Genomic DNA, 26402 nt, shown 5'->3' with positions numbered 1-26402 from the left:
AACAAACTCATCTTATGACCGCGTTTCTTCTTACGAAATTAAGTAATTATTTCAATAGCTGGTTTTTTAGTCATAGAATTACTTTCTCTCTCAGCTTTATTATTCTGTTCTTTCGCCTAAAATTCCAATATCCCCATTACTTCCTTCGTAAATAGTTTGAAATCAGTTAAATGTTTTTCAATAATTTGACGAACAATATCTAAATTTACACTTTGATAATCATGAACAGCAATATTACGAAATCCAACCATCGCCTTTAACTTATTTGCTAGATCAGCGCTAAGTAATCCTGCTGTAACCAATAAATCAAAGGCCTCTCGACTAGATTGGGGTAGTCCTAATTTTTTCCCAGCAACAATATGCATTGCTAGATCAATACTCGCTTCACAAGCTCTTTGTATATTCAATATTATTGAATCTTGTTTTGTAAAGTCCTCTAAATTTTCAGGGTCATTTCCATACACATCTTGGATTCTTTTTATACAACGCTCTATTGTAGAAATTTTATTTAAAATAACCTCATTCTTCATATATAGAACCTCTTTTCTTTATATCATCAAATACTACCTGTCGTTCTTCATTCAATTTTGAATACATTTTTAAAGTTTTCATTTCAAAAATAACCTTACGTTTTTCATCGGAACAAAATATTGTCTTTCCTGTATGTATAATCTGAGCTTGAAAAACTGTAGAAGCTTCGGATAAATCAACTAAATCAACATCTCTCTGAACAATGTTAGCTAACTCCTGTGCTAATAAAAAACGTTCATAGTTCCCTAATGTTGTGTCACTTACATAAGCTATATCAATATCACTATCTTCTCGTTCTCTGTTCTCAGCCGTTGATCCAAACACAATTATCCAATAGGGATTCACCGTCTCTTGTAATTTTTCTATAATAGCTGTTATCATGCTTTGAAAAATCATTTAATTAATCCCCCTTATTGTACTTGAATTTTATTATATCATAACCAATCATAAATCCTTTAAACGACTATAAATACGTAAACAAAATTAAGCTTTTTTAGTACTTAACTCCTCACAAAATTAGAAGCTTATTTCTGACCTAAAATTATTATAGTTCAGGAGTAGATATATTGTAGCTTTGGATCATAAATAATTGTTAATAATCCAACACTTGTCTGTTAAATGCCTTTTATATTTTCTTCGTGCAAAAGTAAAAGACTGACAATAACTGTCAGCCTTTTACTTTTACAACTATAAAGAACTTTAGCCTATTTCACAATATACATTCTAATAGTTTGAGGATATATTGCTCTAACAAAGCATTATATATTAATCCACCTTTAATTTTTCTTTTACCTTTGTAGGGAGTTCGTCTTTTTTAAGTTCTTCCCAAGATTTCACACCTTTTTTCTCAGAGTAATATATACGTAAAAACGCTTCTTTACGAAGGTTTTTTAACGCTGTAAACTCCATTTCTTTCTCTTTACCATCCTTATCAAATCCAGGTAATTTATATTCGTAAGTCGTATCCCCATTTACATTTTTCTCTTTTAATTTTTCACCATCCTTGGTAATTTGCACATAATATGTATCTGTACCAAGACGATTTAAATTACACCCGGATAACAACACAGTAAACATCACAAAAACGCTACACATAAGCACTATTCGTTTCATATTATTCACCTCATATCTTTTCTCACAAAAATTATATCCTAATCTATTGGCTGCCAAAATTCATTTCCATTACGCTAACATTACGTTTTTGTAAGGTAGTAAAAACAGCTTAAAATAAAAAGGATATAAATTCATATTTCTATTGAATTCATATCCTTTGTTCTTATTGAGTAAACTATTTTGCCCCATGCTTAATAGGAAGTATTTCTATTATTCTGGGAAAATAAAGCTAGAGTCCTCTCCACTATTAGCGGTATCTTCTTTCGGGAATGTAATAGCAGATCCTTCATTTCCCTTATTTCCTTTATTTATTTCTTGTTCCTCAGGAAATACAATGGAAGAATCATTACCTAAGTTTGGTGAAAAACCAAGTTTAGATAAAATAGCTTTTAAGTCAGGTAAAACACCAATTTTATCAGAAGTTGGATCATTGGATTTCGTTCCGGTGCTAGAATCACTTAAAATATCCCTAAGCTGTCTTGGTGTATATACTCTCCCCTGATTATTTTTTGCAATTCCTTGAATTGATGCTGCAGCACCAGCAATAATAGGTGATGCGCTAGATGTTCCAGCAAAACTAGATGTATATAGATTTGTTATAAATTCACTTGGTTTAGCATCTGTAGTATCTACTGCATTCCCCCATCCATACACATCCACTCTACTACCGTAATTAGAGAAATATGAACGCTTATGAGGAACCCTTGCAGAAGCTGCCCCAACCATAATTGCCCCTGAATCTTTAAAATCAGGACTATTACGATTTAAAACTTGTTTACCATTACGGTCTCTAAATTGATCCAAGTCATTTCCGCCGTTTGCACCTGCTTCAATAATAATAATTCCCTTATTTGTTCCCATACGAATTGCATCAAATATGTCTGGTTTTACTTCCACAGGAAAATAGTTCTTATCTCCATATCCATCGTAAGTTGCTTGTGCCTCTAGTAAAAGAATATCTCCAGCTTGCATATTGTTAACCGCGCTTAAAATAGCATCAGCTGTATTATAATTTCCGTTATCCCTAATCTGAGATACAACCTTTACCTTAGCTTTCGGTGCGATCCCAATTCCACCTATGTTATTATCCTCTGCCGAAACAATTCCTAAGACTGAGGTACCATGATCATGGTGCTCGCTTTTATTCTGTCCAGATATCAGTTCAATCTTTTGATTCACTAAATCCTCATGATTAAATAACCACCCATACTCCATATCTACGAAAGTAGTTCCTTTTCCATCTCCACCTTTTATGCTCCAGGCATAAGGTGCATTAATTCCTAATGGTGCTGGTTCAAGGTAACCTTGTCTTGTAAGTCTAGGCTCATCATATGGATTAACAGATAAGTTTGGCAAACGCTCTGCTGGTGGCGCCTCTTCTTCCTGTAAATACGCCGTTTCAACAAGAGATGATTTTTCAAATTTTGTAAGTAATGCTTGTACATCAATATCATCTTGAGTTTCTACAATATAATAGTTTAGCAAATTAGAAGAAATATGATCAGAACCTTTTATTTCTTTACCAAGATTTTTAATTTCTTTAGGATTTAAAGAATTAAAAAGTCGATTTATAGTTACATTTGGATATTCAGCTAAAATTCCAATTAATTCAGGATCTTGTTTTTCTTCTTTAATGAATTTTTCTATTCCATCCTGATATGGTAAATTCGCTTCATTTTTAAATTTCAAAATTAATTGTTTAGTAACTTGCTTATGTACAGTAGAATTCAATTGCTTATTTGAATAATTGTAAGTAGCCGCATAGGCAACTTCTGATTTTTCATTTGGAAGTAGTCCGCCTACCCCATTAAATGCTGTTAATGCAATTGAAGAAACTAAAATTCCCTTAAAAATTTTCAAAACATGCACCTCTTTTCATTAGTATATAGTTATAAAAAAATGTATATTACCTAATTTCTTTTTATACAAACGTTTTATATGTAGGACTATATTTTCAACTCCATTCATTCTTTAATATTTGTTTATACATCATTAATACAACCAATTCATACCAACAACTTTATTAATTCAGTTGCATCACTGTAACCAGTGTAGTTACACCTTGTGAAATAGTCAACCTTAAATGCAATTTTGCATGTAAAATCATACATACTTCTACCAAGTTACTCCCAATTATTTCAAGAGAAGTTGAACTTCTATCATTTTGAGTAATTGCATATATATAATATAAAACATATAAGGGGGGTTAAAACGTGGTAATCTCAAGACAAGATTCTTGGACTGATGATAACGATTTACTTCTCGCATCAACAGTACTTCAGAATATTCGTAACGGTGGCACACAGTTAGCTGCATTCAAAGAAGTAGCAAAACTACTAGCTAGAACACCCGCAGCTTGTGGATTTCGTTGGAATTCATATGTGAGAAAACAATACCAAGAAGAAATACAACAAGCAAAACAAGACCGAAAAATGGGAAACAACATTCCCCTCTCCCCATCAGAAAAAGAAAAAAACTCTTTGTCTATTACATTAGAAGATATTATTCTCTTTCTACAAAATTATAAAGATATGAATGAATTGACAAAGTTACAAAATCAAATTGAAGATTTAGAAACAGAGAATCAATCTCTTCTACAACGTATAACTATGTATGAAGAAGAGTATCGTATGTTACTGAGCCATATCGATAAGACAAGAAATTTAATTGCAGTGGATTAAACAGCATAACTATAATGACTTTCCAGTAGGATCTTCGCCCGCCAAAACCACCATCAATAAAGAAAATTCAGACTATTATTGGTAATAATAAGTAAAATACACATACATAATGTATGTGTATTTTTACTTTGACTATTATTAAAAGAAATATTTAGTCTATGTTACATCTTTTCTAATATTTCTTGCCTTTCACACCATTTTGTTAGCTTTTCTAATGCTTTTTTAGATAAACGTTTTGTTTTATAATTACAAAACCTAGATAATGTAGACGGAGAAATACTCATTTCATCTGCTATTTCACGAATGCTTACCTTTTTTTCATTGTGTACTTTCAGTATTTTGTCACGGATCTTTTTCTCTATTTGTTCGACTGATTCTACAGTCTTCTTTATTTCTTTAACAACTGTTACTTCCGGTAACTGCTCTTGTGGTTCCTCAATACTCTTCTTTCCTATTACCCTATCCATTGACTGTAACATTTCTTCAGGTGGCAAAATCGTTATTCCTAAGTTAGTGTAATAATTTTTAAACCAATTACGTTTCCCAATTTGTTGTTCATCCAGTGGATCACTATACTCCCAATGAGAGATTACTTTTTCATTTTCTAAATCCATTAGAACGTTTTCTAACTGTTCTCTAATACGATTAGGCTTCCAATCTTTCGGGATATCCATTACTGCTAGCAGGCCTTTGTCCCCACCTATAGAATATGGCTTTTTCAATGATGAATACATTTGTCTAATTCTCCATTGCCATGTTAAGTATCGTATTAACCTTTTATGATATTTGTGTCTATAACTATTGTATTCAAGTGCTTTTTTAGACAATAATGCTGTTGTATTATTTGATCCGTATAAATAATTGGTTAAAAAGCTGCCTGGCTTAATACGACAAGATTCAATACCCATATATTCATTTGTAACACTATGTCTCCACAATACAACCGAATCTAATACAAATAATCGTTTAACAACCTCACGCTTTAATTCTAGTCGTTCCCCTTCATCTTCACGGTCATTTAATACTACGACTTCATTCTCATCATTTAAATAGATAAAAATACTTGCTAAAGCCGCAATTCTTTTTGCTATTTTAATTTTATCTTCCGCTCTATAGTATTCCTTATTTTTGACTACTGTTTTTGGAATGTTGCACATCTCTAAAACTTGCTCATAAGAAAAATCAATGAATTCGTCTGGAGATTTTGCTTCGTTTATCCATTGTATTGTAATTGCATCTAGACAATCTGCCGTTAAATCATCCATATTACTCATTACATCATCGACAAGAGTATTCCATCGAGCAGCTTCTTCTATATTAGTAAGTCTTAAATCTTCATCTTTGTGTGAAGAAAGCTGGGCTACACCATTAGAAGATTTTGTTTCAATAGGATATTGTAAAACCTTACTTAATTCATCTTCTTCAAATTGATTTTTTGCAATCCCATCTCTTAGCTTATAATAAACAGCAGAGTTATTTACCTCATAATAATCCTCATGGTTTACTATACTTGTCTCTTCTATATTTTGATCATTTTCTACTATTATGGAACTTGAAGAAGCTATATTTTGGAATTCTTTGTCTATAAATCCTTCAATTTCTTTATATATTTCTTCCTTATAGGAATCAATTTTGGCATAAATTTGTACTAATGTAGTACCGGATTCTTGTTTTTTCTCTAGCCAAGACACTAATGCAGTAAATGATGGGGAAGCATGAGGTGATGTGAGTACTTTATTATTATTGTTTTCAACATCTTTAAAATATGCATTCCACTTATTCCATACTAGCTCGTTAGTTTTATAAATTGGCTCAGAGATTAACAATGCATCTCGAAACATTTGTAATAAGTTATCCACTTTCTTTTCCTCCCTAAACCATGGATCACAATTAAATAATTCTCAGTATAAAAATCTTAACTACTATTATATTTAATTTATTGTAACAGATATTTACAAATTTTTGTTTCTTTCTTCTCTATTCTGCTTTTCTTGCATTCCTTTTGCAACTTTCTTTCCTGAACTTGCAACATGCTGCTCTTTCTTTTCCCTATTTCTTCTTACTTGCATTTCTTTTGCGCTTTGCTTTCCTTAACTCCTTAACTTGCAACATACTGCTCTTTCTTTTCCCTATTTCTTCTTCCTACATTCCTTTTGCGCTTTGCTTTCCTTAACTCCTTAACTTGCAACATACTGCTCTTTCTTTTTCCTATTTCTTTTTCCTACATTTCTTTTGCGCTTTGCTTTCCTTAACTCTTCAACTTGCAACATACTGCTCTTTCTTTTCCCTATTTCTTCTTCCTACATTCCTTTTGCGCTTTGCTTTCCTTAACTCTTCAACTTGCAACAGGTTGCTTTTTGTCTTACCTATTTCCCCTTACTTACATTCCTTTTGCGCTTTGCTTTCCTTATATTTCTCAACTTGCAACATACTGCTCTTTCTTTTCCCTATTTCTTCTTCCTACATTCCTTTTGCGCTTTGCTTTCCTTAACTCTTCAACTTGCAACAGGTTGCTTTTTGTCTTACCTATTTCCCCTTACTTACATTCCTTTTGCGCTTTGCTTTCCTTATATTTCTCAACTTGCAACATACTGCTCTTTCTTTTCCCTATTTCTTCTTCCTACATTTCTTTTGCGCCTTGCTTTCCTTAACTCTCCAACTTGCAACAGGTTGCTTTTTGTCTTACCTATTTCTCCTTACTTACATTCCTTTTGCGCTTTACTTTCCTTAACTCTTTAACTTGCAACAGGTTGTTCTTCCTCTTACCTATTTTCCTTTACTGACATTCTTTTTGCGCTTTGCTTTCCTTAACTCTTTAACTTGCAACATGCTGCTCTTTCTTTTCCCTATTTCTTCTTCCTACATTTCTTTTGCGCCTTGCTTTCCTTAACTCCTCAACTTGCAACAGGTTGCTTTTTTTCTTACCTATTTCTCCTTACTTACATTCTTTTTGCGCTTTGTTTGCCTTATATTTCTCAACTTGCAACACGTTTGCTCTTTCTCTTACCTATTTCTAATCAACTTGCAACACGTTTGCGGTATCCTTTCCCTATCTCTTTCAACTTGCAACAGTATAATTAATTTCTCAACTAAGTAATTCTAAAAAAAATCATGTCATTTTAAAGTTTTTAAGCTATTTATCTCATATTTTTAATAAGTTACATACATAATATGCAACATGTTTGCGGTATCCTTTCCCTAACTTTCCTACCATTTTCACTCTAATCCTTTATATACCAAGGGTTTAGGTGCTTTTCTATTTACTTTTATACATATTACCCAACTTGCAACACGTTTGCGGTATGCATGCCCTTATTTCCCTCACTATATGCAACACTGTTTGCGGTATCCTTTCCCTACTTTCATTCTATAAATGCCGACCAATCCTTTTATATCAAGGGTATTTATTACAATTCATTTTTAATGATTGCGTTCACTAACTTGCAACATGTTTGCGGTATCCTTTCCCTAACTTTCCTACCATTTTCACTCTAATCCTTTATATACCAAGGGTTTAGGTGCTTTTTCGCTTACTTTTATACATACCACACAACTTGCAACACGTTTGCGGTATCCTTAACACAAAAAAAAATCATGAAATTCTCTTATCCCTTGATACAACTAGCTTCATAAGCTGTTGCAAGTTGCTAATTTTCTTCTTAAAGGAGCGCCTTTCATCATTTTTCGATTTGCTATAATCAAAATTGGTATATTTTATAGTATTTTGACATATATTTCTGAATTTGTAGAACGGAGGTGAAAAAGATGGGAAAATCATTTGTGATACGTAATCAACGTAGCTTAAATGGGAAAACAACAAACGCAGTTTTAGTAACACTCAAATCTTGGCAAAAGTTTGTGGAAACATTTGAGGAGAAATACTACAGCTATAAAGATACATATTTAGAAGATATTTTGCAGCACATGACATACGAAGAGCGTATTGCGGATGTAGAAGGTTTTGTTGAAAAAGCCAAACCATCTTTTTCACGTCGGGCAATGTCTACACTTGCAGAAAAAGCAGGACGAAAACATAAATTATACGGTATTACGAATGCTGATCTTGAAGTGTTCTTGTACTTACATAAAAAATGCTATACAAACGGCGTCATTCCAAATGTAACCATACATATGATGTGGGAAGATTACAAGCAATATAAAGAAGAATTTGCTTATATCCAACACTCTCAATTCTATATCGCATTAAAGAAATTAAACTTACATAACATTATCTCCATCGAAAATGGAGTAGATGGCCGTTATACAATCAAACTCACTCATTTTATGAATGAGGAAACAGAAAAAGCAAATCCGTACGTATATATTAGTCCTGTTGTATTTACAAAGGATTTCTTTAAGCTATCTGTAGCAGCTAAGAAACTATTCTTAGACATCGCAATGCAACAACATACGGAAACAACATTAAAGCGTTCTTTAGACAAGCAGGACGAAAGAGGAAACAAAACTCACTTCGGTGGGATGTATCGTTTCTTACATAAAAAATATCCGCATCAGATCCGTGCAGTTATCGAGGAATTAACAACTGCATTACCATGTACGGGGAATCCCCTATTCAAAATTTGCAAAATGCAAAAAGGTGTAAAGCATACAAAACGATATACAACATTATATCTGTCTATACATTCAGACTTCTTATGTTCGAAAGAAGCTGGAGAAGAACAACATAGGGATCCATTTACACCAAAAGCTACCTATGCTCGAAAAGCGAAATTTATCGAAGCAGTCCTACAAGAGATGAATATCGGTGAACTTTCTGCAGACATGAATAAATTCATTCATGTATTAAAGCACACTTGTCATCGTCAAATTCGCAGTGTAATTCACGGACTACGTGACATGGTTGATCGAAAAGAAGGATATCCAACGAAAATTGTATATACATTGAAGAAACTATTGCATCAAACATCTCAATATCAAATTCTCGATACAGCAGCTAAAGAAGGTATCTACCCTCTTATTGCGCAGCATATACCAAAAGAGAGAAATAGCGAACGTGAGCAAGCTATCTTTAATTTCGGCCTACATTATTCTATGTACTCTCTTCGTAACATTAAAAAGATGTTTAAAAATGTGCATGCATTATTGAAGCAGAAGTTTGCGGTACCAGTAACAGAAGAATCTTATCACCGTAATTATATAAAATACCAGGAAGAAACGTTATTTAGAAAATATGCATATGATCAGGGAGTGAATCTCCATGCATATATCGCTTTAGAAATTGAAATGCGTGAAAAACTAAAAGTTCGTGGTCATAAAGAACGCACAATTCCAAGTGATGTACGTGAATGGTTTATTGAAACAATTGATAAACTACCACAAGAACAACTGCGTGTGATTGAGCTACCAAAACAGTTTAATTTACTAGAGTTTATGCGTACCTTCGAACGCTTAGTACGTGCTGGTGTAACAATAACAGCTCCAGATCAGGTGCTACACGCGATGGAAATAAAATAATAGTAACGAGCTCTCTATTTTTGAAAAAATCGAAATTAGAGGGCTATTCGTAGTTGTTTCATTCATACTCCTTTTCTACTACTCTATTTATAAATACAAAATCAGAAGGACTTCATGTAAAATGAGGTCTTTTTTTATGCACTTCTATACAAATTCTCTTCTAGCATTATAGAACTCTCCACATAGTGCTAAGGAGTATTCTTTTAAAGTAGTAAAACCTATCTCATAAAACCTACAAAAAATCAGAAGAAAAATAATAAAAATAGTGGATATGAGGAAAAATATACTTGAATGTGAATAATATTTTCCTGACATCATTGTAACTACTAGTGTCGTTGTATTTATCTAATAAAAATCATCAATAATAATGTGAGTTATGTGGAAATACTTTGTAATGTTAATAAATAGCAGCCTAATCTGGATAAAATGTGGGTAATTGAACGCTAGATACTGCTATATTTAACAAAATAAAGAAAATAAACCCTATTTACATAGTTGGATAAATATAATGTGATATGTATCAATTTCTTTCTGATTTCATGTAGAAATATATGATTCTCTTTATGTTTTTTTGTAGAATTGATAGTCTAATAATCATTGAATTTCCAGATACATTTTCTACTATTTATGATTTCTTACGTTCTATCATCAAATTTCCCCTTGTGGGAGTAGATCTTTCCCCTATTTTTGATAACCTATAATAGTTTTATCTTTATTTCTTTTTAATATATAAGATATATATTTATATAAGATTTTTAATACAGCTAGTATACTTGTTAATAAGATGTCAGACCTAATTGAAAAAATATGTAAATTCCGTTATAATAATGGTAATTAAACATATCATTACCCACATAAAAAAGGACAAACCTACGTATCCCTACCAGGGCGAGGTTTGTCCTTTTTTCATTTTAATAAACAATTCATATTGGGAGGATTAAACATGGCTGTACTAAAAGATTCGACTTACATAGAAATGAAAACTTATAACGAGATTGGATTTTTTAAAGGGATTCTTTGGGGTTTAGTTTTTGTAGTTCCTTTTTGGATATGCCAGCAACCGTGCGTAGCAAAGGGCGGTAGCAGGTCTTTCACTTATTTTCTGTTATAGTAATTCCTAAGAAATTAGGTGATTATAATGAGCGAAAACATTAGCAGCCTTTTCTGCTTATTTAACAGAAAAAGGACGGAAACAATCCACGATTAAACGTTATGCTTATAATATTAAAGATTTTTATAAGTGGCTAAGAGCAAATGAGAAACTTCTAGATATCAAATCATGGAGTGAACTTTTTGAAGCAGACTATCAGATGTATTTCTCTGAGTTAGAAGACAAGCGTAAATATTCTCAGAAAACAAGACACAGAATATGGGTTGTTTTAAAGAAGTTACACATGTTTTTAGGTATAGTTAGTCCATTGGATGGTATTAATCGCTCTTTAATTCCGGATCTATCACTAAATGATAATAATTTTATTACCGAAATGGAAGAAAAGCTTTTAAAACAAACTGTTCTATCAACAAATGGGTTAACGGAAAGACAAGCTAAATATCGCCCTCTTATTATGGATAGAAACGTTTGTATTATAAATTTAGTAAACTATGGGTTGTCCTTGCAAGAGCTTGTATCGCTTAATATGAGCCATATACAGTTTGCTAGAAATATCTTAATGGTACCTGGGGAAAATGGAGCAACTAGGTCCGTCTCTTTAACTATGGAAGATACGCAGCAGCTTTACAAATATTACACGACTATTCCGGAACCTGTAAGACCTAGACAACACACAGATAATCCTCTATTTGTGGCATTTGATATTAATCGAGGTACGTATCGTTGGGTGTACGAAAAGGATGCGCCAAAAGCTTTGTCTGAAGTTGCTATACAAAAGATGATACGACTTGAAGTGAAACGTGCGGAATTAAATAGGCGTATCTCTGCACAGCAGATGAGAAACACTTTTATTCTCCGTCTTATTAAGCAAGGATTAACTGAGGATGGGGTTCAAAACTAAAATATCTTTAAAAAGATATTATCAATATTTACAGTTGTAGCTTTGAAATAAAGTTTGATCAAAAATACCTCGCAATCCAAAGTTTTACGATAAATAAAAAGAATCCATTTTGAAAAAGATTGATCAAAATGGATTCTTCCCCAGCAGATTTAAGTTTGGTTTTTATAAAAAAGTTTGATCATTTCTACCTATGTTGTTCAACAATCGCGCCCGTTTGTGAAATTGGCAAAGGCAGTCTAATTATCGAATAGCCCTCTTCCTCTCAGATTTGCGGAAACAGGCTCCTTTCCTATTTCACGTGCCCATATAGATAACTGGCCAATATGGTGGATTTCGTGGACAATGACATGACGTATGATCTCTCCGTGTGTACATTCAATGACTCGGCGCCTGATTGGTGCGTCTCTAGAGCTAATCGGTTCTTCATTGAAATCAGTTTCTGAAAGTTTCCGAGAATCCATTTCATTTGTCAAAGATGTCACAAATGGCTTCACTTTCTCATGGTATTGAGCTGAAAGATTTTTCACTTTTTGTAAGCTAGCATAATCCTCAAACAATGGCTCCTCAGGCACTGGTTCACCTCGCAAACCTAAGATCCACATATATTCCACATCTACAATGTGAAATAGGGTATGTAGTATACTGCCGAACCCACCGACCCGTTTCTTTAATAGTTCTTCATCTGGTATGTCTTCGCACAATGTAAACCAATCATCACGGACTTGCCAGTTATATTGAAACAGTTTCAACATCACAACAACCTCTATCTTTTATAGATTTAATATTTAATTTTCACCAAGAGACTTCAAAATCCTTTTTTAAATAATAACCCTAAAAAACCTGTTAAAATCCTCCACAAACTGGCCCTTTAGTTGAGTAACTTTATTGCTACTCAACGATTCCTTAATCCGCCTTTCAGCTCAGATCTTCTTTTCACTATAAAAATAGCCCTTTAGATAAACAGATCCAAAGGGGCAAAACATCGCAACTTTTTTATAAACGTCGCGACTTTATTCAAAACATCGCGTCTTCTTATTAATATATTTTTCTTTGATTACTTCTTACTTTTCCGCATCTATCTTTTTAATTGCAGCTTCGTTCTGACTAATTATATCTTGAAAATGCTCTTTCTTATTTTCTTCTACAAACTGTATAAGTTCTTCGAATTCCATTATTATCACCTTATTTCATTAACTTTGATTACTTGTTCTAATTCAAATACAGAAAGTACCTGGATATGTAAAAATGTCTTTAGGGCATTCCAAACCTCTCTGTGGTCATCTAACGATACCTGGAGAGCGCTTTTCCAAACATCCATCCCAACCTCGTTATATTTAGGACTTCCTTTTATCAGGCATGATTTATGTATAGTAAACGAAACCGGATCCGCTTTTACATCTTGATATAGTACAAGTGTAGGAACCCAATCAATCGGAGTATGTAAGTGCATAAGATTTTCCAAACATTTCTTTAGAACGCTATTGTCTCCTATACAATGTATTTCACCGCTTATTGTATCCATTATGATTTTTTCACTCGGATGTATCTCTCTAACGTAAAATGGTACTTGATCTTCATAATGTTTATATATCCTTTTAAATGCTTCTATGGCCTTTTCTATTGATGTCGCATTAATAAAACTGATTTTATGTTCTGTAGTAATTTCTAATATGTATAGGCGCATAATTATTAATCCCCCTATATTTTCTATATATTAATTGATACATTGTATTATCTTACTTTTAATTTAAAGAAAGTACCTACGTTACTGGTACTCTCTTTAAATATAGCTTCTATTTATTGTTTTCCGACAGAAGACTCCTCCCTCAAAAATGTGAAGGTGTAAAACACCAATTTTAGGTGGGAGATGAATGTCGGTTGGCATAAGCCAACATGTTTGCTACCATATACTTGTACAGATTGCTCTTTGAAAACTGAAGATATGAGGTTGATTGCAGAAAAACGTTGCAATCGTAAAATCTTCAACGTTCTTTCGCCCCACGTTTGCTGAAGTTGCGAAAACCAAGCTAAAGTTAGGAAGCGTGGTGAGTCAACGTACAAGATACTTATGTTTTCACCGTAGGAATTACGGGCAGAGTCTGCTAAGATAACTGTTGGATACATCGGTGTTCGCAGGAATCTCCCACTTCAAGCAGTCCGTAAGGACGTTAAGTGGTGAGTAGTTCAAATGTTAATCTATTAAAAAAGCCTCGTTTCTTAATTCCTTAAGTATTTTTACAAAGAGATGGTTTGTCTCTTCGGATAGTATTTCCTCTGTTTCTATTAATCTAGAAAGTCTATTTGTAAACTCTGCTGCATACAAAAGCTTCGCACTAGCTTTTTCATCTTCTTTAAAAAATTGTTCATTCTTTATGGATTGAATTAATAGCTGAATTAGCATTTGTTTATGTTGTTCGTTCTTCTTTCCATGGTACATATCCATTCCTAACCAATGACGAACAATTCGTTCAGCGTCTCTTGCTTCTGTTACATCTACTCTAGATACAACAAAGGTTAGCTTGTTCCATGTTAACTTTGCAACTTCATTTGAATAATTTGAAGGAAAGAAGAAAAAGCTTTGTTGTGTAATTCTTTGCCGCTCTTTAATCCAACGAAATAGTTCCTGCTTCCCTAGATGAATATCTATTTCTACAAAAAATACGGGAAATGGAGACGTTGTTTTTTCCTCATTTATTGTACAATCGGGTTTGAACACCAACTCACCTAGATATGCGTGGTGTATAGGTTCCAATTCATCTCGGTATACTCTAATTCCATCCGTTTCATACCAGGCTTGCAGTACTGCCTCAATCTCTTCTTCAGAAATAAGACTTGTATTCATCTTTTGTTGTGTAAAAAGTAGATACTCTAAAAGCATTCTTCTACCTTCTACCGTAAGCCCTCCTGGTGCATAGTCTCCTTTTTCTGTGCGATCAAACATAATATAATCATATTCAGTATGATTTTGAATTGAAAACAAGTCCGAATCCCCTTTATTTTCGTTTTTAAGGAGTGTTTGCAGACTTCGCCTATTCATTACATTCCGATAACGAATATCGTTTCTAATGGAGCGTAAGAAGCTTTTCCATGATTGTAGATAAGCATAATCTGTATATCCTTCGCTTATTAGCTGGGTTAGCATTTTATCCTCACCATTCATCATAAGACAAGTCCAATAGCCACTACGCGAATTTGCAGCTCCACGAGCATTTCCTTGTTGTTTTCCGCCTGTTTTTATGCCGCATTCAAACATAGCTTGTCCGTATTGTATACTCATTTCTTCTACATCCACACCAAAAGGAGGTATCCCTCTATCTAGAAGCAACATCCATACTTCATCACCGGTTAAGAATTTGACTGGATTAAAGCAGAGTATATTTTTCATATCATTGTGACGTGAAAATAAAGATTCATTACTTACTGTATATTTTTGAATACTCTGTCTTCTAAGTGCGCTTTCTTCGTTACTTACATATCTACATAAAATATCTGTACATAATTAAAAAATCATTATTAAGTACCTGTTCCATTCAACCTCAAACTTATTACGTAATTGTACATAATTATTTATCGTGCATAATCACTACAAATTATGCAAACCAAGAGCTTCTGCCTACATTTTAACGAAAATATAGCCAACCTAATTCCGACATCAAAAGAACCAACATTTCTATCCTAGTCCCAATATCAGCATGGCTACAATTAGGGGTAAAGTAATTCATTTTATAATTTCAATTTTTATTAGTGCACGAACAAATTAGCTCTAACTCTTCATTTAATTTTTGCTTTTTCCAACTACCAAGTAAACGATCTTTTTTGTTCCTCAGGTAATTAATCTAATAACCATTCGTATGATACAGATTTAATTTCTTGTGTAGCCATGTCAATGTGTTTAATTGATGTTCTCATAAACTATATCCCCATTCTTTTATACAGAATTCCATATATCGCTAATTAAACGTGGAGTTGTTCAATATCCAGAAGATTCTTTTAACGAAATTGTAAACATGGGCTTTACAAAAGATACAAATGTTAAACTTAAGAAAACGAGTGATATCTGTATACGTACTGATATCACTCGTTTTATATAGATGCTTAATAGTTAATTTGGTAATTTATGGAATTTCGTGAAATTAGTTTTACTTTTTATAGATAACCATTATGGTCTAATCATATCATTCTAGGAATTTTGTACGTTTAAATATTATTTTTAGCTCTTACGGACTTTTGGGGAGTTGTTCTGTCGTTTTCTACATTTTTATAAACACCGTAACCTAAAAATGATAATTTTTAAAAAAATACAAATAAAGAAAATCATGTTACAATCCAGATATAACCTGTTTAGAGGAGGATATAAATGAATATTATAAACGTGACTGATTAAAATTTTGAACGCGAAACAGATAAAAGTATTGTTTTAGTAGATTTTTGGACAAAATGGTGTGGTCCTTGTAAAAGATTATCCACGGTGCTAGAAGAATTTGACACAAAAATGAAGGGGAAAATAAAGGTTGTAAAAATAGACATAGATAAAAATAAAAAAACTTCTCATAACTTTAAAGTTATGAGTATACCAGCCTTATTCGTATTAAAAGATGGTCAAGTAGTCTATTGAGCACTTGGATTCAGATCTAAAGAGGCGTTAGTAGAATTAGTATCAAAACAATTCTAGTAGTCACTTAATAAAATTGTTTAATCTTAGCTAACTTAATCCAAAAATACTACGACAATGTCATTCATAAAGTTGAAAATAAACTAGTTTGATGCACCATAACCCAATAACATTAAATATTTTGAATATACTCCCCAAAAATCATTCCTTAATTTTTATGAATGTGATTTTTTACTAATGGTTACTAAATTAAGAGAAGCACCAATCGGTTAAATAATCGTACCTATAAACCCTAAGTACATTACATAGTAAAAAATTTTATTTTTTAACATAATACACACTCAATTTTATTTTCTATTGGTACTTTTCTCTCCTATATATCGAAATAACAATTTACTTAATTTAACCTATGACTTTATTTGCTTCACTTACTACACTTTATTTTTTATAAATCATCTAAAAAATCACTGGTAACTTGCCTAACCCTCTCATTAAGTAAGTGGGACGCCAAGACAAAGTTTCCAAGTCAGCATTAAGTCTAATATTTGGTACTCTTTTCAATACTGTATTGATAGCAATCTTTCCCTCAAGGCGAGCTAGGGGAGCCCCAAGGCAATAATGAATTCCCATACCGAATGCTAAGTGATGATTATTACTTCTTGAAATATCTAAATATTCAGGATTAAAGAATTTAAACTCGTCGCGATTAGCTGAAGCTAAGGACACCACGATCATATCTCCTTTACGAATTAGTTTGTCACGAATAAATAAATCTTTGCTAGCCCACCGATTTGTTGCTAGTTCAACCGGACTATAGAAACGCAACAATTCTTCAACTGCAGAGTCAATAAGATTAAAATTGCTTTTAAGTTTTTCTAGTTGCTCCGGAAATTGTAACAATGCTAAAATTCCATTACCAATTAGGTTAACTGTTGTTTCATGCCCTGCAATTATTAATAAAAAAACCATGGAACATATTTCTTGTTGTGTAAGCTGGTCTTCTTCAGATTTAGTATAAATTAATTTACTAATAAGGTCATTTTTAGGTTGTTCTTTCCTTTTCATAATTAAAAATTGAAGATAATCAGAAAAAGCTTGGAATTCCGGACGCGCATCTTTCATTTTACTTGGAAAATTACTTGCCTCCACTAATGTATTAGACCATTTACGAAACATTTTATAATCACTTTCTGGTACTCCCAAGAGACTTCCAATAACTGCAATCGGGAGTGGGAAGGCGAAGTCGTCAATTATATCCATTTCTCCTTTATATTCAACTTTATCTATTAAGTCTTGAGAGATATCTTCAATTTGCCTGCGTAAAGATTCAACTGTTCTAGAACTAAAAGCTGTATGAACAACTTTGCGTAATCTAGTATGATTAGGTGGATCGGAGTTTAACATGTGATTTGTTAACAAATCTTTTTCTAGATTTGGGAACATTTTCTCTATTTCTTTCGGCTTAAAAAGCTTATATGGATCTTTTATAAATTGATTATCTTTTAATATTTTAATTGCATCATCATATCTAGTAATTAACCAAGCAGTTTTCTCACTAGGGAGTGAAAAGCGAAATACAGGATTATTTACTCTAAGACTTTCATAAAATAAATAAGCATCTTTCTTAAACTCTGATGAAAATAAATCAATTTGTAATCCCTCTTGATAGGATAACGATTTAAATGACATCTTTAAAACTCCCTTCATTTTTTTAATACATCACTACCGTTTATATAGGGCCTTTAATCTAATATATATGTAATAAAATAATTATAATTTCTCCCTTTTTATTTCTATATATTTACTAGATTTTTTCTTTGATTCTAGATTTAAAAGAAGTAACGAAGGTATAAAAGATGTTACTAAAAGTACAGAAATCCATTTTTTCATCACGTTTAACCCCTTGTATACGAATATGTAATTTTTTATTTATAAAAGAAACCACTTATATACATTAGATGATTATAAGCAGTTTCTTTTTATATGTTTTTGATGATTAATTTCTAACGGTATATATTACTTAATATCTAACTTACGAATGAATTTTAATTATATCCCTCTAAAATAAACAATTTCTTCTAAAGGTGCTCTACTAGTTTTATATTGATTCTGTTCATGCTCAGAATCCCCATATCCAATAGCAATTCCTAACATTATTTTAAGATGGCTTGGAATATCTAAAATTTCTCTCAATTTATCTGGATATGTTACAAAAGTATAAGAAGGAGCTGAATCTAATCCATGAGCTTGTGCAGCTAACATTAAGCTTTGTGATAATTGTCCTATGTCTAATACTGACCATTCAGATAGAGAAACGTCCATACATAAAAATGCTACAACTGGCGCACCAAAAAAGTTAAAATTATTTTCTATATGCTTTTGTCTAGCCTGTGTATCGTCCCGATCAATACCCATATTTTCAAATTTCTCAATAGCCATTTGTTTCATACGATCATCTAATTTTTGGGGCCAATTTTGTGGTCTAGGAATATCTGAATTAATGGGAACTCCATTTTTAAATGCTGTTAAATAAGCTTTTCTTAACTCTTTTAGTTTATCTCCCCCTGCAACAAAAATTTCCCAAGGTTGCGAATTGGCCCAAGAAGGCGATTTTGTTGCATCTACAAATACTTTTTCCAATAGCCCCTTATCAACTTGTATATTTTTATATGCACGGCAAGTATAACGGGATCCAAATAATTTAGTTTCATTTAATGTAGAATTATTCATATTTTCCTCCTGAGAATTTATTTCAAATAATACTCAATAGTATTTCTAATTGTATCTTGCAATTTATATTTAGTGATAAATCCCTTTTTCCTAATTCTATTATCATTTATTAATCTATTTGTTGAAAATGCCTTAACTGTAAACGGAGTTAAATTATACTTTTTAATTTGCTCACTAGTTAGATTTTTAGGTAAATTAACCATTTTTGATTCTTTGCCTATTACATCATCGATTGCTTTTTTTAATTGATACCAAGTAGTATTAAATCCCTTTACTAAAAAGACACTATCATTTTCATTATTGCACTCATATGACCCTAACCAAGCCATAGCACGGCCAATATCTCTTGCATCAATAAGAGATACTTCGGGATTCCCTTTTTCTATAAGTGGATATAGATTATTAGAATGAGATTCTAATAATCTTGTAAAAAATGAAGATCTATCCCTAGTTCCAATAGAAATAGCTGGACGTAATATGCAAGTTTTAATTCCGTTTTGTTGACCAATTTCCCGAACTACTTTTTCCCAGTGAATACCTAATTTTTGAATCTGATATTGAGGGTTTGGGACATAGAATTCATCAATATTATCCTCTTTTTGAAAATCGTATATTAAAATTGTGCTTAAATGAATAAACTTAGAAATTTTAGTGTTGGAGGAATAAATAATAAGCTCTTTGGTAAATTCTATTTCCTCTTCAATATCTTCTAAAAAGTTATTATGTAATTTATCCTCTATGGATAAATTGTAAACAACATCATGTCCTTTGATAATTTGTTGAATTGAACTAATATCCGTTTTATCGAACTGAACAATATTGACTGCCATGTCTCTTAAAAAACTTATATTATCGATATCTTGTGTAGCTATAGTTACCATATATCCGGCTGAAATTAGTTGTTCAATAATATGACTGCCAATATAGCCAGTTCCTCCAAAAATTATTGCTTTCATATTCTCATCCTTTCATTTATGAAAACAACTCTTTTAGTAATATAAAGCATATATTTAAAACAGTGTACCTAATGATTCAACTTGGAAAGGACGTAACTCATCAAAACGACCATCACGTACTTTTACTACCCAAGCAGGATCGGCTAATAAAGCACGACCAATAGCGACTAAATCAACTTCTTCTTGTTCGAGCATATCAATTAATTTATCAATATTCGTATTATTAGCACCTTTACCTTCTAAAAAAGCGCTTAAAAACTCATTATCAAGACCAACTGAACCAACTGTAATAGTTGGTTTTCCGGTTAATTTCTTAACCCATCCTGCTAAATTAAGTTCGGAACCTTCAAATTCAGGTAACCAAAAACGACGAGTTGAACAATGAAAAATATCAACTCCTGCATCTACAAGAGGGCGTAAAAATTCGTCAAGCAATTCAGGTGTTGAAGCTAATTTAGCGGTAAAATCTTGTGTTTTCCACTGTGATAAACGGAAAATAATTGGGAAATCGGGTCCCACAGCCTGACGACATGCCTCAACAATTTCAGCAGCAAATCGCGTACGAGCAACCATATCCCCACCATAGCCATCCTCACGCTGATTGGTTCCCTCCCATAAGAATTGGTCTATTAAGTAACCGTGCGCTCCATGAAGTTCAATTCCATCAAATCCTAGACGCTGAGCATCAGCAGCCCCTTGTGCAAAAGCTTTAATTACTGCTTTAATATCTTTCTCAGTCATTGGATCAGTTACTTTTACACCTGGTTTTTCTAGACCAGAAGGACCAATTGGTTTAGCTTCAGGGTTCGGTGAATCACCAACTTTACGGTCCATTCCTACATGCCACAATTGTGGAATAATACGTCCGCCTGCATCATGGACTTCTCGAACCACCTCTTTCCATCCCTCTAATGCATCTTCACCATAAAAGCGTGGAACATTAGGATCACTTGCAGCTACTGGGTGATTAATGACTGTACCTTCTGTAATAATTAAACCCACACCGTTCTCAGCTCGGCGTTTATAATATGCTGCAACATCAGGTCCGGGAACTCCATTTGGAGAACATTTACGGGTCATTGGAGCCATAACAACTCGATTTGATAAAGTTAAATTCCCAAGATTAAATGATTCAAACAAAGGCGTAACAGATTTGGATAATAAAGTTTTATTATTATTCATGAAAATACCTCCAATTTTTATATGAAAATTTTTGATATGTTTACCTAGTTTTTTAATATTACATATTAGCGGCTTCAATTTCGATTTGCATTTTTTTGACTTCTTCATTCGCTAATGCAATAGCTTTATCAATTTCCATTACAGGCTTTAAATTATATATTTTCATTATTTTTTCTAATCTTTCTTGAATACTTCCCGATACTATATGATATTTAATCTCAAGTTCATCGAGTGTTCTAAGTAATAATTCATCCGATAATTGTCTAAACCTTTCTGATACAGGTCGGTGTCCATCTGCCACTAATGGAAATTCTACTGGTAAATGAATAAACTCATCATAATTACGTTTAGCATGCTGTTTCATAACAGCTCCCATATTATCAATTACTTCTTCAAAAAACACCATACTAGCATCTTTTTCTACGTCTTTATTCATTCCCACTGTATCATTTGGGTTAATTCCAACTCTAATTCTTATTTTTCCATACACCCATTCATGGAGTGAGGAACCATCAGATATAAAACCATTTGGCAAATGACTTTCATGTACTGCACGCTCGACTAAACGACGCATACCTAACTGGAAAAGTTCTGCTGGAGTACAATCTTCTAGTCTTTTTCCTGGCAATGCATCAGGTAAAATTTCACGCATAGTTTTTGCATGTGTTCGTGGAATCCCTGTTAAATAAGCTAATGCCAATGTAGTTGTTGTTTTACCTGAAGAATAAGTACCTGAAATCGCTAAGTTCATATTCTATTCACCTCATTTTATTATTTAACTTTATTATTTTTTTACCTAATTAACTTTTTCTTGTAAAAAAACTCTTTAATATTATTTCAATCAACAGATGGTAATTCGTGAGCAAGGTAATAATGTAAACTATAATTTTTATATTCTCCAAACATTTCAGTTGTTCTCCACATACTACCTTTTAATTTCAATAAATTACTTTTTGAAATATATGTTGATGCAACAAAGGGCTCATATGGCTGATAAGGATTTTTATTTTCAATAATAACTTTTCTCATCCAAAGGGTATTACTATTGCTACGATCAATATCATCAACTTTATATATTAGCGCTTGAGCCATTTGGGCAACAGTTATCATACAGTCGATAATTGAGAAAGATGGGTAATAGGCAGCCTCCATCCCCTCCACCTTAAAAGGACTTTCATTTATATGTGTCACATTAACTAACGATGTAACTTTTTGATTTTGAAAATCAAATTGCACATCTTCCATGATTTGTTGTGGATTTTTATACATATCTCCGTAATATCTTTTGCTATGTAATCCTAAAATTTGATCTATGCTATCAAATTTAGCTCCTTCATTGCATTCTTTTTCTATATCGTGTTCTATTTCACACCGAATTTGCATAGAGCCAATCTGAGATTCAAATATAGATACGTTTGTACCTAAAGAGTCAGAAACATTTTTTGTTTTAATATGTTGAGTGCTAATTATAAGTTTATTTAAATCTTCTTGAGGTGTTGTTCCTGCTTTCAAAACAATACGCTTCAGCCATATTTTTCTTCTTTGAGCTTCTGTAATCCCAAACTTTTGCATAATGTAAACTTCATTTAGTTGTAAACTCAATACTGTAGCATCAATAGTACTAAGATGAGGTTTTAAATCTGTATCTTCTGACTTTTTAGACCAGTCAGTAGGATAGCTAATATCAGCTGTTGCTACAACACATTTTTCACTAACCTCTATATCATATATTTGATGATTTACTTTTTTAAATCCCGAGCCAAAAAAACGTTGTTCTCTAGATCCCAAGATATCATCAATGTCTTTATATCTAAGATCAGTAGCTAGCATACTAGTCAACTCCTTCTTATTTTCGATATAAATTTTTTTAACTCTATAAACAAAAATATTGATTTTATTTCTGAAAACAAATTGTTCCTTCTTTACAACTAACTTTACTTGTTATGAATCACCTCCTTATCCTTTTGTTATATTCGATAAATAAATTCCCTTCTTAAGATTCCTTATATTCAAATAACTTTCTTTTACATTTGTTATTATAAACCTATTAGTAAAAAAATTCCAAAGTTATTTTTCTGCATTTTTTGACATTTAATTACATTAAATTACTTTTAATTACATAAAATTACACAAATATCCTTATATTTATAAAATAAAAATCTCTTTTCTAGAGATTTATATTTTATATAAACTCCAGAAAAGAGATTTTTATTAAAGTATTTTAAAATTATATTTCAGTACGTACAAATCGCCAAGTTAAGAAAGAAGCCACAAGATAAGCAATACTCATTACCAAGAAAGCAATAGTTGCTCCATTGTACCAACTATGTGCTTCATGAAGTACTACCCCCATTATAGCGACACCTACTAACGCCCCAACTTGACGATTAGCATTTAATGTAGCTCCTGCTATATTTGCATGTTCCTTACCTGCTGCCTGCATTACAGTAGCAGTCATTGCCGGGACCGCAACGCCTACTCCTAAATTAGCAATCGCATAAATAACAGCCAATATCCAATAGGGTGCACTAGAAACACTAAACATTAAAAGTAGTGAACCTATTCCCGCTATTGTAAACGATACTAACATTGGAATTTTAACTCCTAAACGTGTTGTTAATCGTGCAAATAATAGATTTCCTATTACAAATACCGCCATAATTGGTAATAATTCCACGCCAGCTATAAAAGGGCTTGCTCCTTTTGCTTTTTGAAGAAATAAACCAAACATGAAAATTCCTCCAAATAATGCAAAATTAATTAAAAATCCAACTAAATTGGCTGATGAAAAACTTGAATTATTGAATAATTTCATAGGGATAATTGGATCTTTTACTCTACGTTCTATAGATATAAAAAGAGTTGCAGTAACAATCGTTACAATAAGTGCAATTATTATTGAAGAAGATGACCATCCCAATGATGGGCCTTCAATAAGAGTGAAAGAAAGTCCAGCTAAGGTAATGATACCTAGAATATGATTGAAAATATTCAGATTACCTTTTTTCCCAGGGGAAGATGTCACAATAAAATAGGCCATTAACAGTCCGATAATACCTATTGGGATATTAATTAAAAAAATGCTTCGCCAACCAAATGTATTAACCAATACTCCACCAACAAAAGGACCTAAACCTGAAGAGATGGAAACAATAGCAGACCATATCCCAAACATTTTTGCACGTTTGTTCGCATCTGGATAAGAAATTGCCAATAAACTTAAGGAACTCGGCATAAATAATGCTGCTCCAACTCCCTGAATAGAACGAGCTACTATAAGTATAGTTCCAGTAGGTGCTAAGGCACATAATACAGATGCAATCACGAAAATTGTTAGTCCAATCAAATAAATATTTTTAGCTCCATATCTATTTGCTAATGAACCACCCGCTAAAAGTAAAGAAGCAAAAAATAACATATAGCCATCAACAATCCATGTTGTACTTGAAAGACTAATTTGTAGTTTTTCTTGAATATCAGCAACTGCTACATTTACTACAGTAACATCAAGTGTCGCCATGATAAATCCCATTGCTAAAGATACTAAAATCCAAATATCAGAAATAGTGCGGGTATGCGTCTTAAGTAACTCTGCTCTATTATTGTCTGTCTCTTGTATTGTCATTTTTATCCCTTACCCTTCCCTTTAATCTACATATATTGATAGTGATTTTATAGTTTGTTATGAATTTACTATTCATAAACTATTGGAGATCTTAAAATTACATATCTTCTCGTACTATTCATATTATCACCTCCTTTAAACTAATAACCCTTGTGTATTCCGGGAAAATAATTGATGATTAAATTTATTATTTACCATTAGTTCTTTATAAAATATAATAAATGAAGTGCTACAATTATAAAAGTACTGATTTTTTGTATAGTAACTATATTTATATATAGTATCAGGAGGGAATAATGTATGCTTAAACAAGAAGAAGAAAAATTGTCTAAATGCCCTATAGAAAAAACAATGCTGGTAATTGGTGGGAAGTGGACATTTGTTATTCTTAGAGACCTTTTTTCGGGACCAAAACGGTTTGGTGAATTAGAAAAATCCTTAAAAGGAATCAGCCCTAGAACACTATCCATGAGACTAAAAGAATTAGAAAATGAAAAAATTATTCAACGTGTAATTTACTCTAATATCCCACCTCATGTAGAATATTCCTTAACTGATAAAGGACAAACTCTACAGCCTATTTTTAACGAAATGAAGATATGGGGAAATACATGGGATGTATTAGGACTTAAGAAAGAGCAATGCAGAAAATAAATAGTTTGTATGGCTGATTTTAATATTAAAAGTGTAAAGCATGTTCATATAAAAACGAATATTATAGAGTATAATTTAAATTCTTATATTGAACTATAAAAATATGAATACATCTTGTATATAATAATTTTTAAATCCTATTAAAATATATATTTCAAAAGGGATAATACTTTACCAACAGTGTTTCTGTCTCTTTTTAGTTATGTATGCAGAATGAGAAAAGAGAATCCATTAAGATTCTCTTTTCTCAAAGTATTTAAGTTCAACATTCCAGGATAATCCAATTTAGAAAGTTCAGCACCATATGAAATCATTAGGATGGAAACCTACAGACCACCACTGACTACCATTAACTTATTGGTTAGAAGAACAGGAACTAAAGGTTGTGCTCTTGAATACAACCTATGTGAAAAAGTCCAAGAAACTGGACGATATCCGCGAAGGAATGAACTGTACGAACGAACATCTCATAAAGAATCTTCAAGCGGTTTGAAGGCTCGTTCATCAATGAATTAACTGGTACTTCCCTAAGTAGACAAAGGTCTTTAATGATTGAGAAAGGAAAAACACCTTACAAGATTAATTATAATTCTCAAAAAATTAATCCAATGGAACCTTTTATTAAAACTATGGATACATATTGTATAAAAAAGTTCCATTGTTTTGTTGAACTTTTTATACAAGTGCTTTCTATCGTTAAATAGTGAACTTTTTAACGATACTATTCCAACCTTTTATTTATCGCCAGCAATGATATTCATAAACAAAGAATTCTTGTACACTTTCAATCTCTATCCAACTTGTCGTATAATCATTCTCAATAGTAAATAC

Annotated in this window: 17 protein-coding genes and 3 pseudogenes; 5 read left to right on the top strand and 15 right to left on the bottom strand. The window is 32.3% G+C overall.

Going from position 1 to position 26402, the window contains the following annotated elements:
* Nucleotides 1–116 precede the first annotated feature (116 nt).
* The 4 genes from hepT to MKY21_RS29455 all read right to left on the bottom strand — a co-directional run bounded on the left by hepT (nucleotide 117) and on the right by MKY21_RS29455 (nucleotide 3504).
* Nucleotides 117–530, bottom strand: a complete 414-nt coding sequence (gene hepT, locus MKY21_RS29470) for a type VII toxin-antitoxin system HepT family RNase toxin (RefSeq protein WP_000787540.1) — start codon at nucleotides 528–530, stop codon at nucleotides 117–119.
* Complete coding sequence (gene mntA / locus MKY21_RS29465) at nucleotides 520–927, bottom strand: type VII toxin-antitoxin system MntA family adenylyltransferase antitoxin (protein WP_000577229.1); 408 nt, start codon at nucleotides 925–927, stop codon at nucleotides 520–522. The genes hepT and mntA overlap by 11 nt, the downstream gene beginning before the upstream one ends.
* A gap of 369 nt (nucleotides 928–1296) precedes the next feature.
* Nucleotides 1297–1644: a YxeA family protein gene (locus tag MKY21_RS29460; RefSeq protein ID WP_098280866.1), complete on the bottom strand. Its 348-nt coding sequence runs from the start codon at nucleotides 1642–1644 to the stop codon at nucleotides 1297–1299.
* Between the two features lie 210 nt (nucleotides 1645–1854).
* Nucleotides 1855–3504: a S8 family peptidase gene (locus MKY21_RS29455; protein WP_341078297.1), complete on the bottom strand. Its 1650-nt coding sequence runs from the start codon at nucleotides 3502–3504 to the stop codon at nucleotides 1855–1857.
* 353 nt (nucleotides 3505–3857) lie between these two features.
* On the opposite strand from MKY21_RS29455, the gene MKY21_RS29450 reads away from it, so the two are divergent.
* A complete protein-coding gene (locus MKY21_RS29450; protein ID WP_098280868.1) occupies nucleotides 3858–4325 on the top strand; it encodes an RsfA family transcriptional regulator in 468 nt (155 codons plus the stop codon).
* 161 nt (nucleotides 4326–4486) lie between these two features.
* Here MKY21_RS29450 and MKY21_RS29445 read toward each other — a convergent pair whose 3' ends face one another.
* Nucleotides 4487–6184 carry a helix-turn-helix domain-containing protein gene (locus MKY21_RS29445; protein WP_016090252.1) on the bottom strand — a complete coding sequence of 566 codons (1698 nt, stop codon included), beginning with the start codon at nucleotides 6182–6184 and terminating at the stop codon, nucleotides 4487–4489.
* Between the two features lie 1906 nt (nucleotides 6185–8090).
* Between MKY21_RS29445 and MKY21_RS29440 the strand changes: the two genes are divergently transcribed.
* Nucleotides 8091–9800: a hypothetical protein gene (locus MKY21_RS29440; RefSeq protein WP_016090251.1), complete on the top strand. Its 1710-nt coding sequence runs from the start codon at nucleotides 8091–8093 to the stop codon at nucleotides 9798–9800.
* 1145 nt (nucleotides 9801–10945) lie between these two features.
* A pseudogene (locus tag MKY21_RS29435) lies at nucleotides 10946–11852 on the top strand (tyrosine-type recombinase/integrase); the annotation flags it as partial.
* Nucleotides 11853–12048: 196 nt separating this feature from the next.
* On the opposite strand, the gene MKY21_RS29430 reads toward MKY21_RS29435, so the two are convergent.
* From MKY21_RS29430 to MKY21_RS29420, 3 genes and pseudogenes are all read right to left on the bottom strand, one after another.
* Nucleotides 12049–12564, bottom strand: coding sequence for a DinB family protein (locus MKY21_RS29430; RefSeq protein WP_000915548.1), 516 nt, complete (start codon nucleotides 12562–12564; stop codon nucleotides 12049–12051).
* A 425-nt stretch (nucleotides 12565–12989) separates the two neighbouring features.
* Entirely contained in the window at nucleotides 12990–13496 is a 507-nt protein-coding gene (locus MKY21_RS29425) for a hypothetical protein (protein ID WP_001242097.1), read from the bottom strand.
* Between the two features lie 507 nt (nucleotides 13497–14003).
* Nucleotides 14004–15287: pseudogene (locus MKY21_RS29420) on the bottom strand (phosphoadenosine phosphosulfate reductase); the annotation flags it as partial.
* 882 nt (nucleotides 15288–16169) lie between these two features.
* Here MKY21_RS29420 and MKY21_RS29415 point away from each other — a divergent pair.
* A pseudogene (locus MKY21_RS29415) lies at nucleotides 16170–16427 on the top strand (thioredoxin family protein).
* Nucleotides 16428–16880: 453 nt separating this feature from the next.
* Here MKY21_RS29415 and MKY21_RS29410 read toward each other — a convergent pair.
* The 7 genes from MKY21_RS29410 to MKY21_RS29380 form a co-directional block, all read right to left on the bottom strand.
* Nucleotides 16881–18113, bottom strand: coding sequence for a cytochrome P450 family protein (locus tag MKY21_RS29410; protein ID WP_097796850.1), 1233 nt, complete (start codon nucleotides 18111–18113; stop codon nucleotides 16881–16883).
* A gap of 360 nt (nucleotides 18114–18473) precedes the next feature.
* Nucleotides 18474–19154, bottom strand: coding sequence for a nitroreductase (locus MKY21_RS29405; RefSeq protein ID WP_001066121.1), 681 nt, complete (start codon nucleotides 19152–19154; stop codon nucleotides 18474–18476).
* 17 nt (nucleotides 19155–19171) lie between these two features.
* Nucleotides 19172–20110 carry an NAD-dependent epimerase/dehydratase family protein gene (locus MKY21_RS29400; protein WP_097796851.1) on the bottom strand — a complete coding sequence of 313 codons (939 nt, stop codon included), beginning with the start codon at nucleotides 20108–20110 and terminating at the stop codon, nucleotides 19172–19174.
* 54 nt (nucleotides 20111–20164) lie between these two features.
* Nucleotides 20165–21292: an NADH:flavin oxidoreductase gene (locus MKY21_RS29395; RefSeq protein WP_097796852.1), complete on the bottom strand. Its 1128-nt coding sequence runs from the start codon at nucleotides 21290–21292 to the stop codon at nucleotides 20165–20167.
* Between the two features lie 58 nt (nucleotides 21293–21350).
* Complete coding sequence (locus tag MKY21_RS29390; RefSeq protein ID WP_097796853.1) at nucleotides 21351–22043, bottom strand: ATP/GTP-binding protein; 693 nt, start codon at nucleotides 22041–22043, stop codon at nucleotides 21351–21353.
* An 86-nt stretch (nucleotides 22044–22129) separates the two neighbouring features.
* The gene (locus MKY21_RS29385; RefSeq protein WP_097796854.1) at nucleotides 22130–23122 is read right to left on the bottom strand and encodes an AvrD family protein; all 993 of its coding nucleotides are present in this window, start codon (nucleotides 23120–23122) and stop codon (nucleotides 22130–22132) included.
* Between the two features lie 397 nt (nucleotides 23123–23519).
* A complete protein-coding gene (locus MKY21_RS29380; RefSeq protein ID WP_341078290.1) occupies nucleotides 23520–24917 on the bottom strand; it encodes an MFS transporter in 1398 nt (465 codons plus the stop codon).
* 300 nt (nucleotides 24918–25217) lie between these two features.
* Between MKY21_RS29380 and MKY21_RS29375 the strand changes: the two genes are divergently transcribed.
* Nucleotides 25218–25571, top strand: coding sequence for a winged helix-turn-helix transcriptional regulator (locus MKY21_RS29375; RefSeq protein WP_000917567.1), 354 nt, complete (start codon nucleotides 25218–25220; stop codon nucleotides 25569–25571).
* Nucleotides 25572–26402: the final 831 nt, after the last annotated feature.

It is taken from the genome of Bacillus sp. FSL R9-9497 (assembly GCF_038005805.1).
GTDB classification, from domain to species: Bacteria; Bacillota; Bacilli; order Bacillales; family Bacillaceae_G; genus Bacillus_A; species Bacillus_A cereus.
This window is presented reverse-complemented; position numbering and strand designations above follow the sequence as displayed.

Excerpts from the sequence above, each read along its gene's own strand:
- hepT (WP_000787540.1), bottom strand. The coding sequence starts at position 530 with ATGAAGAATGAGGTTATTTTAAATAAAATTTCTACAATAGAGCGTTGT.
- mntA (WP_000577229.1), bottom strand. The coding sequence starts at position 927 with ATGATTTTTCAAAGCATGATAACAGCTATTATAGAAAAATTACAAGAG.
- MKY21_RS29460 (WP_098280866.1), bottom strand. The coding sequence starts at position 1,644 with ATGAAACGAATAGTGCTTATGTGTAGCGTTTTTGTGATGTTTACTGTG.
- MKY21_RS29440 (WP_016090251.1), top strand. The coding sequence starts at position 8,091 with ATGGGAAAATCATTTGTGATACGTAATCAACGTAGCTTAAATGGGAAA.
- MKY21_RS29430 (WP_000915548.1), bottom strand. The coding sequence starts at position 12,564 with ATGTTGAAACTGTTTCAATATAACTGGCAAGTCCGTGATGATTGGTTT.
- MKY21_RS29425 (WP_001242097.1), bottom strand. The coding sequence starts at position 13,496 with ATGCGCCTATACATATTAGAAATTACTACAGAACATAAAATCAGTTTT.
- MKY21_RS29410 (WP_097796850.1), bottom strand. The coding sequence starts at position 18,113 with ATGTCATTTAAATCGTTATCCTATCAAGAGGGATTACAAATTGATTTA.
- MKY21_RS29405 (WP_001066121.1), bottom strand. The coding sequence starts at position 19,154 with ATGAATAATTCTACATTAAATGAAACTAAATTATTTGGATCCCGTTAT.
- MKY21_RS29400 (WP_097796851.1), bottom strand. The coding sequence starts at position 20,110 with ATGAAAGCAATAATTTTTGGAGGAACTGGCTATATTGGCAGTCATATT.
- MKY21_RS29395 (WP_097796852.1), bottom strand. The coding sequence starts at position 21,292 with ATGAATAATAATAAAACTTTATTATCCAAATCTGTTACGCCTTTGTTT.
- MKY21_RS29390 (WP_097796853.1), bottom strand. The coding sequence starts at position 22,043 with ATGAACTTAGCGATTTCAGGTACTTATTCTTCAGGTAAAACAACAACT.
- MKY21_RS29385 (WP_097796854.1), bottom strand. The coding sequence starts at position 23,122 with ATGCTAGCTACTGATCTTAGATATAAAGACATTGATGATATCTTGGGA.
- MKY21_RS29380 (WP_341078290.1), bottom strand. The coding sequence starts at position 24,917 with ATGACAATACAAGAGACAGACAATAATAGAGCAGAGTTACTTAAGACG.
- MKY21_RS29375 (WP_000917567.1), top strand. The coding sequence starts at position 25,218 with ATGCTTAAACAAGAAGAAGAAAAATTGTCTAAATGCCCTATAGAAAAA.